The sequence below is a fragment of the Streptomyces sp. NPDC058872 genome, from assembly GCF_042743065.1.
GTDB lineage: Bacteria > Actinomycetota > Actinomycetes > Streptomycetales > Streptomycetaceae > Streptomyces.
Genome location: NZ_JBHYMK010000010.1, coordinates 92,478 through 107,513, shown reverse-complemented (window position 1 = coordinate 107,513; position 15,036 = coordinate 92,478). Strand labels below are relative to the sequence as shown.

The window sequence follows — 15,036 nt, the reverse complement described above, 5'->3', positions numbered from 1 at the left end:
TCAACTAGCCTTGTTCGAGCGGCTTCCGTGTGGGAACCGAGGGCGTTCCGAGCCACGAGGGGGGAGGCTCGGAACGCCCCGTTCCGTGTGGGCTCAGCCGGCCGAACCGGCTTTGTCGAGAGCACGCAGCACATCCCCGATCAGGTCCTCCGGATCCTCGGCGCCGACCGAGAAGCGGATGAACCCCTCCGCGACCGCATCTCCGCCCCAGCGCCCGCGCCGTTCCGCGGTGGAGCGCACGCCGCCGAAGCTGGTGGCATCGTCCACGAACCGCAGCCCTTCGAGGAACTGCTCGGCCCGCTTCCGGTCCGCCAACTCGAAGGAGACGACCGGCCCGAAGCGCCGCATCTGCTGGGACGCCACCGCATGCGAGGGATCGCCGGGCAGCCCGGGGTAACGCAGCCCGGTGACGTCGTCGCGCTCTGCGAGGGTCCGCGCCAGCAGCAGGGCAGTGGAGCACTGTCGGTCGATCCGCAGCTGAAGCGTGGCGAGCGACCGGTGGGCGAGCCAGGCTTCCATCGGGCCGGGGATCGCGCCGACGATCTTGCGCCATCGTCGCACCTCGGCCGCCCGTCGGGAATCACGGCAGGTCACGTGGCCGAGCAGGATGTCGCCGTGTCCGGTCATGCCCTTGGTGTCGCTGGCGACGGAGAAGTCTGCGCCCAGGGCGAGCGGACGTTGGCCGAGCGGAGTGGCCAGGGTGTTGTCGACGGCCACGAGCGCCCCGACCGAGTGGGCCCGCTGCACCAGCCGACGGATGTCACAGACGTCGAGCCCCGGGTTGGACGGGCTCTCGATCCACAGCAGCCCGGCTCCGTCCAGTACGGACAGCTGGGCGTCGGCTCCGGTCGGGGCGGTGCGGACCTGGATGCCGTACGCCCGCAGCTGCTCGTGCAGCAGGGGCAGGGCCTGGTAGCCGTCTGCCGGCAGGACCACGGTGTCGCCGGCCTTCGTCTGGGAGAGGAGGACGGCCGAGATCGCGGCCATGCCGGAGGCGAAGACCAGGGTCTCGACGTCCTCTCCCGGCGCTTCGAGCTCGCTGATCGCCCGCTCCAGATGGGTCCAGGTGGGGTTCTCGTCGCGGCCGTAGGTGTAAGGGCCCGTCGGCTCGCCCGGAAGGTGGAAGTGGGCGGCGAAGACCGGTCCCGGCAGGGTCGGCTCGTACTTCACGGGATCGGGCAGCCCGGCCCGCACCGTGCGCGTGCCGTCGCCGATGTCTTGGTCCGTCACGGTGTTCGTTCCTCCAGTTCCGTGCGCACGGCTGAGAGCAGCCCCTCGCCCGCGGCTTCCACCATCTCCAGGCACTCCTCGAAGTCCGCACGGTTCCCGTAGTAGGGGTCGGGGACGTCGAGCACGTCCCCGACCGCCGGGTCGTAGGAACGGAGGAGTCGGATCCGCGCTGCTTCGTCCTCGGTGCGGGCGAGGCTCCGGAGCTCTCGCAGGTGCCCCTCGTCCAGGGCGATCACCAGGTCGAGGGCGGGGAACCACGAGGAGCGGAACCTACGCGCGGTGTGCGCGGAGGTGTAGCCGTTCTCCTCCAGGACGGTGACCGTGCGTGGATCTGCTCCGTCGCCCTCGTGCCACCCTCCGGTGCCCGCGCTGTCGACTTCCACGAGGTCACCGAGGCCTGCTTCCTCCAGCTGTCGACGGAAGACGTGCTCGGCCATCGGCGAGCGGCAGATGTTGCCCGTGCAGACGAAGCAGACGCGGTAGATCATGGTCTCCACTCAGTCGCCGTCGGGAAGCACGACGTTCAGCGCCCACGAGACGACGGAGATGATCAGACCGCCCAGAACGGCGGTCCAGAAGCCCTCCACGTGGAAGCTGAGGTTGAGCTGCTCCGCCAGCCAGGACGTGAGCAGCAGCATCAGGGCGTTGACCACGAGGGTGATCAGGCCGAGCGTCAGGATGAAGAGGGGAAGCGTCAGGAGATTGACCACGGGCTTGACCAAAGAGTTCACGAGCCCGAAGACCAGGGCGACGAGAATCAGGGTCAGGGCCTTCTTGCCGGTGCTCTCACCGGTCAGGGTGATGTCCTGGAGCAGCCAGATGGCGACTCCCAGGGCGCCCGCGTTGGCGAGCGTCTTGACTACGAAATTCATCATGTGTCTGATCGTGGCAGACATGATCGGGTCAAGGCAGGGGCGGACGGGCGATGAAGGCATTCCGGCTGGATGAACTTGAGGCGGAGCGTGCCGCTCACAAGGGGGCTTACCTCCAGTTCCTGCACGAGCGGAACATGTCGGTGGGGCTGTACGCGCTGGATGCCGGGGAGCTTGATCCACAGCAGCCGCACGGTCAGGACGAGGTCTACTTCGTGGTGAGCGGTCGAGCGGCGATCACGGTGGGGACGGAGACGACCCAGGTCGCCCGGGGCAGCGTGGTCTATGTGCCGGCGGGGGTCGAGCACAAGTTCCACCACATCAGCGAGGACCTGCGGGTGATGGTGGTCTTCTCTCCCCCGGAGGGCTGAAGGCGGGGCGAGGGCATCGGCCGGTGACGAGAGCCGCCGGAGGGCTTCGGGGCCGGCCGAGCGGGAAGGCGGGACGCCACCAGGACCGGGGCCGAGCCCCGGGGGGCACCCGGGGCCGGGGGGACCCGCGACCCCGGACGGGGCGTCGCGGGGAGGGACCCCAGCCCCTAAGGGGCGGATCAGGGAAGAGCGGGGGCCGCGGGTGCTCCAGAGGCGGTCCTGCGCCTCTAGCCTTGGTGGTGTTCGGCGCAGAGCGCGTGGAGCGATTGCTTCGAGAGCGAGGTAGGGACGATGGCCGTACGGGAGATTCTCACGGGGATGCCCTGGTGGGTGAAGTGGGTCGCCATACCTGCCCTCGCCCTGATCGTGTTCGGCGGGCTGATCACCAGTGTCCTGGCCTTCGTGGTCGGGCTTCTCTTCAAGGTGCTGCTCTTCGTGGCGCTCGTTGCCGGACTGGTCTACGTCGTGCGGAAGTTCAGTTCTTCCTCCCGGTCCCGTGAGGACTGGTAGCACCCGCTGCCGATCGGTGTGGAGGCGGCGGGGCCATTAGCCCGGGCGGGGGAACGCGCTGGTCGAATCGAGGGAGGGGCTCCAGGGCTACCACTAGAGTGGAATCTCTCCGCCGTGTTGGGGACTACGGGCGTAGATCTCCGTGTTGAGCAGCGGTTTCCCGGGCCCGGCGGTGCGCGGGGGCGGCCCCCGCGGGCGGGTGCGTTGCATCCGTCGTCACGCCTGGGGGTGACCTTTGGCCACGGCTACGCAGACGGCAGCACCTACCCTGATCGGCTCGGTACAGCGGGCGCTGAGACTCCTGGAGGCGGTCGCCTCCCACGTGGAGGGTGCCCCGGCCAAGCAGCTCGCTCGTGAGACGGGCCTTCCCCTGCCGACCACCTACCATCTACTCCGCACCCTGACGCACGAGGGCTATCTGGTCCGCGAGAAGGGCGTGTTCGTCCTGGGGGACGCCGCCGTCCGACTGGCCAGTGGCGGAGCCGTGCAGAATCGTCGCACCAAGATCGAAAAATCTCTTGCCCGTTGGCGGGACGAGATCGGCGTCCCCATCTACTTCGCCCTCTATCGAGAGGGCGAAGTGGAGCTGGTCGCCGTTGCCGACACTCCTTCCGTCCCCGCCGTGGAGGAGTGGGCCGACTTCCGGGAGACCGCCCACGCCCATGCGATCGGCCAGTGCCTGCTGGGCCAACTCGATCTGAAATCCCGTCAAGACCACCTTGATCGCCACCCGGTTGAATCCATCACCCCGTATACGGTGCGTAACCGTCGTGTTCTTTTGGATCGTTTGGGCGATTTGGGGCGAATGGATGCCCTGGTGGAGCGTCAGGAATATGCACTGGGCACGGTTTGTGCCGCCATCCCCCTCACGGTGGGCTCCGCGGTGGCCGCAGTGGCGATTTCCCTCCCCCTTCACCAGCAGGAACAGTTGCTCCCCGCAGTCGAGCGACTACGCAAAGAGATTGGCGTGCTCTTCAGCTCGCTCGCGTTCTCTATCAGTATCTGAAAAATCACTCCTTGTGATCTGCTAGCGGGTGCAGCACGATTGCGTCAAGAGGGCCATGGTGGATCATTCCTGGCCGTTTCGGTCACAGCTTTCAGCAGCTGTGCTCACACAACTGCTTCATCTACTGCGGGGTACATGATGCGAGAGTCGGTTCAGGCCGAGGTCCTGATGAGCTTCCTCGTCTCCGAGGAGCTCTCCTTCAAGATCCCGGTCGAACTCCGGTATGAGACCCGGGATCCCTACGCGGTGCGGATGACCTTCCACCTCCCCGGGGACGCGCCCGTGACCTGGGCGTTCGGGAGGGAGCTGCTGCTCGACGGGATCAACCGGCCGAGCGGTGACGGCGATGTCCACATCGCCCCGACCGAGCCGGAAGGGCTCTCGGACGTTTCGATCAGGCTTCAAGTGGGCGGTGATCGTGCGCTCTTCCGGGCCAGCGCGCCTCCGTTGGTCGCCTTCCTCGACCGAACGGACAAGCTGGTTCCGCTCGGTCAGGAATGGGCGCTCGGTGACTTCGAGGACCATCTGGAAGCCGCGCTGGGCCGGATCCTGGCCGAAGAGAACGCCGGCCCGGCCTGAGCCCTCACTTGGCGCGGCGCCGCCTGCCCCGCCGAGCCGCCGCGGGCTTCCCGCCCTCGGAACCCGGTCGGTCCGCGGAGACGACCAGGGCTGCGAGCGCCGTGGTCACCGGCACGGACGCCACCAGACCGATCGACCCCACCAGCGTCCGGACGATCTCCTCGGCCACCAACTCGCTGTTGGCCACCGTCCCCATGCTGCTCTGCGCGATGGAGAAGAGCAGCAGGAGCGGCAGGGCCGCACCCGCATAGGCGAGGACCAGCGTGTTCACGACCGAGGCGATGTGGTCGCGGCCGATCCTGATGCCGGCCCGGTAGAGGCCGCGCGGACCCATGCCAGGATCCGCCTGGTGCAGCTCCCAGACGGCCGAGGTCTGCGTCACCGTCACGTCGTCCAGTACGCCGAGCGAGCCGATGATGACCCCCGCCAGCAGCAGACCGGACATGTCGATCTCCGGGTACAGGCCGTGGATCAGACCGGTGTTGTCATCGGTGTTCCCGCTGAGCGCGGCCCAGTCGATGAAGAGCGAGCCGAGCAGACCGATCAGCAGCAGCGAGATCAGCGTGCCGAGCACCGCGACCGAGGTGCGGGCCGACAGACCGTGGCACATGTAGAGCGCGATCAGCATGATCGCACTCGACCCGACCACCGCCACGACCAGTGGATTCGATCCCTGCAGGATGGCCGGCAGAATGAAGAGCGTCAGCACGAGGAAGCTCACCGCCAGCGCGATGAGCGCCATCACCCCCCGCATCCGGCCGACCACCACGACCGCCACGGCGAAGATGCCGGCGAGGAGCGCCATCGGCAGCTTCCGGTTCACATCGGTCACCGAGTACTGCAGGTCGTGCGGGGCATCGGGGGCGTACGCCACCACCACGCCCTGTCCCTCGTGCAGCTGGCGCGGCGCGTCCGGCTGCACGATCTCGACGAAGGTGCGCCCCTTGTCCGGGCCGGTGGTCACCTCCACGGTCGCCTTCTCGCACTGTTCCTGCTGCGCGTTGACCGCCTCGCGGCCTTCCGGCGTCGAGGTGTCGCCGGTCGGCGGCACCTGGGCGGCGTTCACGTCCGCGCAGTCGACGCGCTCGACGGAGACGACCTCGCCCTGTTGGGTCTGCCGGTCGAAGCCGACCCCGGTGCGCTCGTGCGCCGGGGTGCCGCCCGGCCACAGGACGACCAGCCCCACCGCGACGGCGGTGGCGAAGGGGATCAGAACCGCGGCGATCACCTTGCGCAGATGCCGTGAGACGGGCTCGGCGGGACCGTGGCTGTGGGCATGGGAGTGTCCGTGGCCATGAGGCTCGGGTGCGTGAGGGGGGGAAGTCACTGACCGATCATCGCAAGAACGCGTGGGGGCCCACTGTTCAGCACGCCCGGGATGACGCTAGCGTGGTGCCACCTTTGCACACGCGGGAGCTCGGAGCACCGGGCTGAGAGGGCGCTGATCACCGTACGCACGGACCGATGTCCGTACGGGAAGAGGCTGCGCCGACCGCCGAACCTGTTACCGGGTAATGCCGGCGTAGGGAGATCGGTCTCATGACCATTCAGGATGCACGCACGCCTGCCTCCGACCAGAACGGCCAGGGCGAGCGCACGCCGGGCTGGCACAAGGGGTACGTCGAGGGCTCACGCCCCGACCTCCGGGTGCCCGTACGGCAGGTGCACCTCACCAACGGCAAGGACGTCACCCTGTACGACACGTCCGGTCCGTACACCGACCCCGCCATCGACACCGATGTCCGGCGGGGTCTTTCCCCGCTGCGCGAGAACTGGATCATCGCGCGCGGCGACACCGAAGAGTACGCGGGCCGTCCGGTCCGCCCCGAGGACGACGGCATCAAGCACACCTCTCCGCGGGGCGGCGGCCTGAAGAACCTCGACGCCGTCTTCCCCGGCCGCCCGCGCCTGCCGCGCCGGGGACGGGAGGGGCAGGCGGTGACCCAGCTCGCGTACGCCCGCCGGGGTGAGATCACCCCGGAGATGGAGTACGTCGCGATCCGCGAGAACGTCTCCCCCGAGGTCGTACGGGAGGAGATCGCCGCGGGCCGTGCCGTCTTGCCGGCGAACGTCAACCACCCGGAGATCGAGCCGATGATCATCGGCAAGCGGTTCCTGGTGAAGGTCAACGCCAACATCGGCAACTCCGCCGTCACCTCCTCCATCGAGGAGGAGGTGGAGAAGATGACCTGGGCGACCCGCTGGGGTGCCGATACGGTCATGGACCTGTCCACCGGTCGCAACATCCACACCACCCGCGAATGGGTGCTGCGCAACTCGCCCGTGCCGATCGGAACCGTGCCGCTCTACCAGGCGCTGGAGAAGGTCGATGGCAAGGCCGAGGAGCTGACCTGGGAGATCTACAAGGACACGGTCATCGAGCAGGCCGAGCAGGGCGTCGACTACATGACGGTGCACGCCGGCGTGCTACTGCCCTACGTGCCGCTCACGGCACGGCGCAAGACCGGCATCGTCTCCCGCGGTGGTTCGATCATGGCCGCTTGGTGCCTCGCGCACCACAAGGAGAACTTCCTCTACACGAACTTCGAGGAACTCTGCGAGATCCTGGCGGCGTACGACGTCACCTACTCGCTCGGCGACGGCCTGCGTCCCGGCTCGATCGCGGACGCCAACGACGATGCGCAGTTCGCGGAACTGCGCACGCTCGGTGAGTTGAACACGATCGCCAAGCGGCACAACGTGCAGACGATGATCGAGGGCCCGGGCCACGTCCCGATGCACAAGATCAAGGAGAACATCGACCTCCAGCAGGAGATCTGCGAGGAGGCGCCGTTCTACACGCTCGGCCCGCTCACCACGGACGTCGCGCCCGCGTACGACCACATCACCTCCGGCATCGGCGCGGCGATGATCGCCTGGTGGGGCACCGCGATGCTCTGCTACGTCACGCCCAAGGAGCACCTGGGCCTGCCGAACAAGGACGACGTGAAGACGGGCGTCATCACGTACAAGATCGCGGCGCACGCGGCCGATCTCGCCAAGGGGCACCCGGGCGCACAGGAGTGGGACGACGCGCTCTCGGACGCGCGGTTCGAGTTCCGCTGGGAGGACCAGTTCAACCTGGCGCTCGACCCGGACACCGCGCGGGAGTACCACGACGAGACGCTTCCCGCGGAGCCCGCGAAGACCGCGCACTTCTGCTCGATGTGCGGTCCGAAGTTCTGCTCGATGAAGATCAGCAGGAGCATCACCGAACAGTTCGGTGGGGAAGCGGACGCCACTCCGGAGGAGATCGAGGCCGGGATGCTGGAGAAGTCCAAGGAGTTCGCGGCGAGCGGCAACCGGGTCTACCTGCCGCTGGCGGACTGACCCGGACACGGCGCCGCCCCTGAGGTCCTCGCCCTCGGGGCGGCGTTTCGCCGTTCGTCGCCCGGGCACGTTGCGCAGCTCCTCACCGGCCCGTCCTCAGGGCCGGGGTGCGTCCGGCGGGGTGGTCGCGGCGAGGGCGTCGCGGAAGAAGGGGAGCACACCGCGCTCCAGGAGGGCGTGGCGCCAGGCCTCCCGGGCGAGCGAGAGCTCGTGGTCGACCGTAGCGGTTCCGTCCACTGCGGCAGGGCTGTTGCGCAGGGCGGTCAGCAGGAGGCCGATGCCCGCGCAGAGCAGACCGGCGGCGGCGAGGGCGGCGAAGACCAGGCCGGCCGTCAGTAGGGTCTCGCCGAAGACCGTGGTGGGGGCGAAGGCGTGCAGGACCGCCCCGATCAGCAGCAGGATCGCGGCGGTCGTGCCCCCGAGGACGGGCACCATCACGGTGACGACGGCCATGGCGCCGACGCCGTGACCGGGATCCGCGCCGGCTCTTCGGGTCCTGAGGGCCGCACGGTTCTGCTCGCGCACCTTCACGAAGTGGCCGTACTCGCTCGCGGCTGCCGTGGTGATCAGCGCTGTCGCATTCATGGCCATGGAGCGCAGTTGGGCGACCGTGAGTCGCGTTCCGACCCCGTCGAGATCCGGACGTGTGTGTGCGGTGCTCAGTGCGTCGTCGAGGATGCGCTCGTACTCGGAGCGGTCCTCGGTCAGCAGGTGCGGAGCCACGTTCATGTGCATCCCCCGATGCTCCGTAGGCCCGGATCGGCCGTGGGAACGGCTGTCCGAGCGGAAACGGAGGAGAGCCTGCTACGGATGACCCGATGGTATTGCGGTGACGCCGCGGCCTGACAGGGTGTTTCCGGAAATCGCCTTCCCTGGATGCACAGGGTTATGCGTCATCTGTTCAGCGGGAGTTGGACGACCAGTAGCTTTCCGGCCATGGTCACTCCACCGTCCATGGCGATCGCCAGACCGTCGGCATAGACGTGCGGTCCGTCGACGACCGGGTCCGTGCTGTCCTCCCCGTCCTCCGTGCCGACCTGGCCGAGGAGGTACGGGATGGGGCTGTGGCCGTGCACGATCCGCCGGCCGCCGTAGGTCGACAGGAGTTCCTGGACGGCCTGGGGGCCGGCGTCGTCGCGGAAGGCGAAGCGCTTGGTGAACTTGCGGAAGAGGTCCCAGACCTCGTCCGCGTCGTTCCGGTTGATGATCTCGTGGACCGTTTCGTTGACGTCCTCGATGGTCTCGCCGTATTCGAGGTACGCGGTGGTGTCGGAGTGCACGAGGAGGTGCTCGTCCTCCTCCACCACGGCGTCCAGCCGGGACATCCACTGGAGGTGGACGTCTTCCAGGCGGTCCATGTCCTGCTTCTGGCCGCCGTTGAGCAACCAGGCGGCCTGGAAGGTGGCGGTGCCGGCACCGGAGTTGACCGGGGTGTCGCCGAAGCGTTTCGCGCCGATGAGCAGCAGCTCGTGGTTGCCCATGAGGGCCTTGCAGTATCCGCCTGCGGCGGCTGCCTCTGCGGAGAGCCGCATCACGAGGTCGATGACGCCGATGCCGTCGGGACCGCGGTCGGTGAAGTCACCGAGGAACCAGAGCCGGGCGTTGCCCGCGGCCCAGCTGGCGTTCTCGTCGATGAGGCCTTGGGCGCGCAGGGCGGCGAGGAGTTCGTCGAGGTATCCGTGGACGTCCCCGACGACGTAGAGGGGACCGGGGCCGTCGCCGTTCGAGCGCTCGGCGGCCGGCGCGGGAGCGACCTCGATCTGCACGGTGTCGCCACGGTTGATGATCGGGAGGTCGCGTTCGGTCGGGGTGTACCCCTCGGGCATCTCCCCTTCGGGGAAGGCATTGCCCGGGTGGCCGGTGGCGACGGCGACGATGGAGGAACGGGTCGCAGCGGCGTCGTACGCCTGGGTGACGCGGCGCCCCAACTGGAGGGTCGGGTCGACGGGCAGGTCCGCGGACGGAGCGGAGGACGGGAAGGGAGCCGGGGACGCTCCGACCGGAGCGGCCGGCACCGGGACGACCTCGGAGGGGGAGGCCGCGAGCAGCGTTTCCTCCGGGACCGGCGGCTCGACGGCGTGTCCCTGTACGGGCACGCGGGCGTACGGCGGTACGCGGAAGTCACGCAGCGTCGCCGTGTGCGCCACGGGTTCCTGACCGGCCCCCTGAGTCATCGACCCCTCCACCACCGTCGCGATGCCCTGCACATCGCGGACCGGCCTGGTCGGGGTGGTCCGCGGTGTCGTCCGCCCATCATAGGAATGAGGGTCCTCCTGTGTGACGCACCAGGGGTGATGAATCCGGGTCCACTCCGGGTTAACCGATCGTTTCGCCCGAATTGAGAAGGTCTAGTCCAGGGGAGGAGCCGGTTCGTGGACCGGTTTCGCCGTCCTCGCCCACGGGCAGGGGCGGGGACGGCGGAGCGGGCCTGGTGAGCCCTGCGGTCACTCGTTGGAGGGCGAGCGCGGTGGACTGACCGTGGTGCGCGGCGAGCGCCGCTGCGAGGAGGTGCGGACGATCAGTTCGGTCGGTATCACCCGCTCGACCGGCCCGTCGTTGTCGATCCCCTCGATGGCGTCGATGAGGAGCTGGACGACGGCCGTGCCGATCCGGCGCGGCTTGAGGGAGAGCGTCGTGATGGGCGGTTCGGTGGTGGCGTAGACGGTCGACTCGCTGCAACAGACGAGCAGCAGGTCATCGGGAACGCGCAGTCCGTAGCGGCGTGCGGCGGCGAGCAGGTCGGTGCCGTTGGGGTCGAAGAGGCCGTATACGGCGTCGGGTCGGTCCGGGCGGGCGAGCAGCCGGTCGGCCGCGACGGCGCCCGCGCACGGGTCGTGCGCCGGGTAGGCCTCGTAGACGGGGTCCTGACCCACCCGCTTGCACCAGTGGAGGTACGCGGTGGTGGACAGTCGGGTGTAGGTGTCGGTGGTGGTTCCGGTGAGGAGGCCGATCCGGCGGGCGCCGGCATCGGCGAGGTGGTCGAGCAGGTCGAGGACGGCGGCTTCGTGGTCGTTGTCGACCCATGCGGTGACCGGAAGGGTGCCTGCGGGGCGCCCGTCGGAGACGACGGGGAGCCCCTGTCGGACCAGTTCGGTGACGACCGGGTCGTGGTCGGAGGGGTCGATGACGACGGTGCCGTCGAGGGCGACGTTCGACCAGACGTCATGGCGGGAGGTGGCGGGGAGGATGACCAGGGCGTACCCCCGGGCGAGTGCCGCCGATGTGGCTGCTCTGGCCATCTCCGCGAAGTACGCGAATTCGGTGAAGGTGAAAGGTTCATCCCCGTACGTGGTCACGGTCAGGCCGATGAGTCCCGACTTGCCGGTACGGAGCGTGCGGGCCGCCGCGGACGGGCGGTAGCCCAACCGGTCGGCGACCTCGCGGACGTGGCGGCGGGTGGCGTCCGGGAGTCGGCCCTTGCCGTTGAGCGCGTCGGAGACGGTTGTGATCGAGACCCCGGCGGCGGCGGCCACGTCCCGGATGCCTGCCCGGCCCTGCCGGTTCCCGCGGGTCTGTGCCCGGCTCACCTGATGCTTCCCTGCTGCTGTCATGGCGAGCCGATAGTAGGGCGATGAGGGCTGGTCGAGATGGCCGCATATGCAGGCGTTGACAGGCACGTTTCTGCATGGCCGATGAGACTCAACGTATATGAAATCAAAGGTAGTTGATGACTTTTACATGTGATTCATATCCATCAGATGGCATAAACCTGGCGAGGGGGCGAGGTCTCGAAGAGGTCTCAACTCACCTTTACGGGGGATGCGCGCCACGGCGCTCGCTACTGGCGCGCGCCACCTGCTCGCGCGCCCCCCCTGTGTGGGCGAGCGGACGGGCCGTGGCCACAGCGTGTCCCTCCTGTTGTCCACAGCCCATTCGCACGGGAGGCGAATCCTCTTAAGGTGAGAAGCATTGGCGGTACGGACGGTCGAGGAGGCCACACTGTGAGCGAGACCAGCGGGACGAGGACCGGCAGCCCCAGGCTGCGCGCCGAGCTGGACGGCGTCCCCACCTACAAGCCGGGCAAGCCCGCTGCCGCGGGCGGCCCCGTGGCGTTCAAGCTGTCCTCCAACGAGAACCCCTACCCGCCGCTGCCGGGGGTGATGGAGAAGACGCTGGCCGCGGCCGAGAGCTTCAACCGTTACCCGGACATGGCCTGCAGCGGGCTGGTGGAGGAGCTGGCGAACCGCTTCGGCGTGCCCGTCTCCCATCTGGCCACCGGCACCGGTTCGGTCGGCGTCGCGCAGTCGCTGCTCCAGGCCACCTCGGGCCCGGGCGACGAGGTGATCTACGCCTGGCGCTCCTTCGAGGCGTACCCGATCATCACCCAGATCAGCGGGGCCACCTCGGTCCAGGTTCCGCTGACCGAGGGCGAGGTGCACGACCTCGACGCGATGGCCGAGGCGATCACCGACAAGACCCGGCTGATCTTCGTTTGCAACCCCAACAACCCCACGGGCACCGCGGTCCGCAGGCAGGAGTTGGAGCGCTTCCTCGACCGGGTGCCCTCCGACGTCCTGGTGGTGATCGACGAGGCGTACCGCGAGTTCGTGCGCGACACCGAGATCCCGGACGGCATCGAGCTCTACCGCGACCGACCGAACGTGGCGGTGCTGCGGACCTTCTCGAAGGCATACGGCCTCGCCGGCCTGCGGGTCGGCTTCGCGGTCGCCCACGAACCGGTGGCTGCTGCGCTGCGCAAGACGGCCGTGCCGTTCGGCGTGAGCCAGTTGGCGCAGGACGCGGCGGTCGCGTCACTGCGGGCCGAGGACGAACTGCTCGGTCGGGTGGGATCGTTGGTGGCCGAGCGCGAGCGGGTCCACGCGGGGCTCGTGGCCCAGGGCTGGACGGTGGCGGACACCCAGGCGAACTTCGTCTGGCTGCGGCTCGGTGAGCGGACCATGGACTTCGCGGCGGAGTGCGAGCGGCACGGCGTGATGGTGCGCCCGTTCGCGGGTGAGGGCGTGCGCGTCACGATCGGTGAAGCGGAGGCGAACGATCTGTTCCTGAAGGCGGCGGAGGGCTTCCGCAAGGGCTGATCAGCGCGACGAGAGTTCCACCCGGATCGGGTCGCCGTCCCTGACGGTGGCCAGGATCCGAGGGTCTCCGTCGAGTGCGCCGAGGAGGTTGCACGGACTGGCGAGCCGGCATTCCGTCCCCCGTGAGATCGGGGTCGGGCCGTAGGGGAGGGCGAGTGCGTCGCCCTCCGTCCAGAAGGCCACGGTGCCGGGCTCGACGACCTGGCGTGCGCCGTCTTCGACGGGGGCGGAGACCGGGGTGTCGAAGTAGACCTCCTCGCCCCAGGTCCGGGCGGTGGAGGAGAACGGGAGGACTTCCGCGAGCGACTTGCTCGTGGGGGTCTCCTCGAGGGTCGCCGTGGTGTGTCCGGCCGGCCAGCTGATGCGCATCCGAAGGATCATGCCCTGAATTCAACAATATGTTGAAGGCCCCGGGAAGGGGCGGCTTTCGGCAGGGGCCCCAGGTGAAGGTACGGATTTCGTATGAGTCATAATGCTTGTGAATGTGAACGCGTTCACAAGCGTGTCCCGGTTCATCCCGAAACGTGGGGAGCAAGCGGGGCAAACTGCCGATGTGACCACGGCGATGTAAGGAGAAAACGACGTGGACCTCGCTCTAGCGCCAGAGACTCTGGCGCGCTGGCAGTTCGGCATCACGACCGTCTACCACTTCCTGTTCGTGCCCCTGACGATCTCCCTCGCCGCACTCACCGCCGGGCTCCAGACCGCCTGGGTGCGCACGGAGAAGGAGAAGTACCTCAGGGCGACGAAGTTCTGGGGCAAGCTCTTCCTGATCAACATCGCCATGGGCGTGGTGACCGGAATCGTGCAGGAGTTCCAGTTCGGCATGAACTGGTCGGACTATTCACGCTTCGTCGGTGACATCTTCGGTGCCCCGCTGGCCTTCGAGGCGCTCATCGCCTTCTTCTTCGAGTCGACCTTCATCGGTCTGTGGATCTTCGGCTGGGACAAGCTGCCGAAGAAGATCCACCTCGCCTGCATCTGGATGGTGTCGATCGGCACCATCCTCTCCGCGTACTTCATCCTGGCTGCCAACTCCTGGATGCAGCACCCCGTCGGCTACCGCATCAACGAGGAACGCGGCCGGGCGGAGCTCACCGACTTCTGGCGCGTCCTCACCCAGAACACCGCGCTCACCCAGTTCTTCCACACGATCACCGCGGCGTTCCTGGTGGGCGGTGCGTTCATGGTGGGCATCGCCGCCTTCCACCTGGCGCGCAAGAAGCACATCCCGGTGATGCGGACCTCGCTGAGGCTCGGTCTGATCACCTTGATCATCGCTGGTCTCGGCACCGCCATCAGCGGTGATCTGCTCGGCAAGGTGATGTTCAAGCAGCAGCCGATGAAGATGGCGGCTGCCGAGGCCCTGTGGGACGGCGAAGCACCCGCCCCCTTCTCCGTCTTCGCCTACGGCGACGTCGAGAAGGGGCACAACAAGGTGGCCATAGAGATTCCGGGCCTGTTGTCCTTCCTCGCCAACGACGACTTCGACTCGTACGTCCCCGGCATCAACGACATCAACAAGGCAGAGCAGGAGAAGTTCGGTCCCGGTGACTACCGTCCCAACATCCCCGTCGCCTACTGGGGCTTCCGTTGGATGATCGGGTTCGGCATGGCCTCACTGGCCATCGGCATGCTGGGCCTCTGGCTCACCCGGAAGAAGTTCATGCTGGCGCCCGGGTTGCGGACCGGTGAGGACGAGGTGCCGAACCTGGTCGTGTTCCGGCAGAAGGCACTCAGCCCCCGTTGGGGCAGGTGGTACTGGATCGTCGCCCTCTGGACCATGGCGTTCCCGCTGATCGCCAACTCCTGGGGCTGGATCTTCACCGAGATGGGCCGCCAGCCCTGGGTCGTCTACGGCGTGCTGCGTACCCGTGACGCGGTCTCCCCCGGTGTCTCCCAGGCCGAGGTGCTCACCTCGATGATCGTATTCACCACCCTCTACGCGGTGCTCGCCGTCATCGAGGTCAAGCTGCTCGTCAAGTACGTCAAGGCGGGCCCGCCGGAGCTCACGGAGGACGACCTCAACCCGCCCACCAAGATCGGCGGGGACCCCCGCGACCCCGACCGGCCCATGGCCTTCTCGTACTGAGGCCCAGGAG

At 68.1% G+C, this 15,036-nt stretch carries 15 protein-coding genes and 1 riboswitch; of the genes, 7 read left to right on the top strand and 8 right to left on the bottom strand.

Features of this window, described 5'->3' with window-relative positions; translation table 11 throughout:
• Positions 1-93: 93 nt before the first annotated feature.
• Genes ACFW22_RS08890 through ACFW22_RS08880 form a run of 3 tightly spaced genes read right to left on the bottom strand, consistent with a single transcriptional unit; the run spans position 94 to position 2,105 of the window.
• Positions 94-1,230, bottom strand: coding sequence for a cystathionine gamma-lyase (locus ACFW22_RS08890; protein WP_386400757.1), 1,137 nt, complete (start codon positions 1,228-1,230; stop codon positions 94-96).
• Positions 1,227-1,718 carry a low molecular weight protein-tyrosine-phosphatase gene (locus ACFW22_RS08885; RefSeq protein ID WP_386400755.1) on the bottom strand — a complete coding sequence of 164 codons (492 nt, stop codon included), beginning with the start codon at positions 1,716-1,718 and terminating at the stop codon, positions 1,227-1,229. Before ACFW22_RS08885 ends, ACFW22_RS08890 begins: the two co-directional genes overlap by 4 nt.
• A gap of 9 nt (positions 1,719-1,727) precedes the next feature.
• Positions 1,728-2,105 (bottom strand): phage holin family protein, encoded by a 378-nt coding sequence (locus ACFW22_RS08880; RefSeq protein WP_384872403.1) that lies wholly within the window; start codon positions 2,103-2,105, stop codon positions 1,728-1,730.
• A 50-nt stretch (positions 2,106-2,155) separates the two neighbouring features.
• Here ACFW22_RS08880 and ACFW22_RS08875 point away from each other — a divergent pair, with 50 nt between their 5' ends.
• From ACFW22_RS08875 to ACFW22_RS08860, 4 genes are all read left to right on the top strand, one after another.
• Complete coding sequence (locus ACFW22_RS08875; protein ID WP_384872401.1) at positions 2,156-2,473, top strand: cupin domain-containing protein; 318 nt, start codon at positions 2,156-2,158, stop codon at positions 2,471-2,473.
• 291 nt (positions 2,474-2,764) lie between these two features.
• Positions 2,765-2,983, top strand: coding sequence for a DUF5326 family protein (locus ACFW22_RS08870; protein WP_384872397.1), 219 nt, complete (start codon positions 2,765-2,767; stop codon positions 2,981-2,983).
• Between the two features lie 235 nt (positions 2,984-3,218).
• Complete coding sequence (locus ACFW22_RS08865) at positions 3,219-3,989, top strand: IclR family transcriptional regulator (RefSeq protein ID WP_386400752.1); 771 nt, start codon at positions 3,219-3,221, stop codon at positions 3,987-3,989.
• Positions 3,990-4,127: 138 nt separating this feature from the next.
• Positions 4,128-4,568, top strand: a complete 441-nt coding sequence (locus ACFW22_RS08860; RefSeq protein ID WP_384872435.1) for an SsgA family sporulation/cell division regulator — start codon at positions 4,128-4,130, stop codon at positions 4,566-4,568.
• A gap of 4 nt (positions 4,569-4,572) precedes the next feature.
• Here the strand turns inward: ACFW22_RS08860 and ACFW22_RS08855 are convergent, their stop codons facing one another.
• Entirely contained in the window at positions 4,573-5,895 is a 1,323-nt protein-coding gene (locus ACFW22_RS08855) for a YibE/F family protein (RefSeq protein WP_386400750.1), read from the bottom strand.
• Between the two features lie 72 nt (positions 5,896-5,967).
• A riboswitch (TPP riboswitch) is annotated at positions 5,968-6,114 on the top strand.
• Between ACFW22_RS08855 and thiC the strand changes: the two genes are divergently transcribed.
• On the top strand, positions 6,108-7,898 hold the full coding sequence (thiC, locus tag ACFW22_RS08850; RefSeq protein ID WP_386400748.1) for a phosphomethylpyrimidine synthase ThiC: 1,791 nt from the start codon (positions 6,108-6,110) through the stop codon (positions 7,896-7,898). It overlaps the preceding riboswitch by 7 nt.
• Before the next feature lie 96 nt (positions 7,899-7,994).
• Here thiC and ACFW22_RS08845 read toward each other — a convergent pair whose 3' ends face one another.
• The 3 genes from ACFW22_RS08845 to ACFW22_RS08835 form a co-directional block, all read right to left on the bottom strand.
• Positions 7,995-8,633 carry a hypothetical protein gene (locus ACFW22_RS08845; RefSeq protein WP_386400746.1) on the bottom strand — a complete coding sequence of 213 codons (639 nt, stop codon included), beginning with the start codon at positions 8,631-8,633 and terminating at the stop codon, positions 7,995-7,997.
• A 158-nt stretch (positions 8,634-8,791) separates the two neighbouring features.
• Positions 8,792-10,072, bottom strand: coding sequence for a metallophosphoesterase (locus ACFW22_RS08840; RefSeq protein WP_386400744.1), 1,281 nt, complete (start codon positions 10,070-10,072; stop codon positions 8,792-8,794).
• A gap of 270 nt (positions 10,073-10,342) precedes the next feature.
• Complete coding sequence (locus tag ACFW22_RS08835) at positions 10,343-11,449, bottom strand: LacI family DNA-binding transcriptional regulator (RefSeq protein WP_386400742.1); 1,107 nt, start codon at positions 11,447-11,449, stop codon at positions 10,343-10,345.
• A gap of 390 nt (positions 11,450-11,839) precedes the next feature.
• Between ACFW22_RS08835 and hisC the strand changes: the two genes are divergently transcribed.
• Positions 11,840-12,934, top strand: coding sequence for a histidinol-phosphate transaminase (hisC, locus tag ACFW22_RS08830; protein WP_386400740.1), 1,095 nt, complete (start codon positions 11,840-11,842; stop codon positions 12,932-12,934).
• Here the strand turns inward: hisC and ACFW22_RS08825 are convergent, their stop codons facing one another.
• On the bottom strand, positions 12,935-13,315 hold the full coding sequence (locus ACFW22_RS08825; RefSeq protein ID WP_386400738.1) for a cyclophilin-like fold protein: 381 nt from the start codon (positions 13,313-13,315) through the stop codon (positions 12,935-12,937).
• Between the two features lie 202 nt (positions 13,316-13,517).
• Here ACFW22_RS08825 and ACFW22_RS08820 point away from each other — a divergent pair, with 202 nt between their 5' ends.
• Positions 13,518-15,026 carry a cytochrome ubiquinol oxidase subunit I gene (locus tag ACFW22_RS08820; protein WP_386400736.1) on the top strand — a complete coding sequence of 503 codons (1,509 nt, stop codon included), beginning with the start codon at positions 13,518-13,520 and terminating at the stop codon, positions 15,024-15,026.
• Positions 15,027-15,036: the final 10 nt, after the last annotated feature.

Coding starts and splice junctions, on each gene's coding strand:
- ACFW22_RS08880 (WP_384872403.1), bottom strand. CDS start 2,105: ATGATGAATTTCGTAGTCAAGACGCTCGCCAACGCGGGCGCCCTGGGA.
- ACFW22_RS08825 (WP_386400738.1), bottom strand. CDS start 13,315: ATGATCCTTCGGATGCGCATCAGCTGGCCGGCCGGACACACCACGGCG.
- ACFW22_RS08870 (WP_384872397.1), top strand. CDS start 2,765: ATGGCCGTACGGGAGATTCTCACGGGGATGCCCTGGTGGGTGAAGTGG.
- ACFW22_RS08860 (WP_384872435.1), top strand. CDS start 4,128: ATGCGAGAGTCGGTTCAGGCCGAGGTCCTGATGAGCTTCCTCGTCTCC.
- ACFW22_RS08875 (WP_384872401.1), top strand. CDS start 2,156: ATGAAGGCATTCCGGCTGGATGAACTTGAGGCGGAGCGTGCCGCTCAC.
- ACFW22_RS08845 (WP_386400746.1), bottom strand. CDS start 8,633: ATGCACATGAACGTGGCTCCGCACCTGCTGACCGAGGACCGCTCCGAG.
- ACFW22_RS08885 (WP_386400755.1), bottom strand. CDS start 1,718: ATGATCTACCGCGTCTGCTTCGTCTGCACGGGCAACATCTGCCGCTCG.
- ACFW22_RS08840 (WP_386400744.1), bottom strand. CDS start 10,072: ATGACTCAGGGGGCCGGTCAGGAACCCGTGGCGCACACGGCGACGCTG.
- ACFW22_RS08835 (WP_386400742.1), bottom strand. CDS start 11,449: ATGACAGCAGCAGGGAAGCATCAGGTGAGCCGGGCACAGACCCGCGGG.
- thiC (WP_386400748.1), top strand. CDS start 6,108: ATGACCATTCAGGATGCACGCACGCCTGCCTCCGACCAGAACGGCCAG.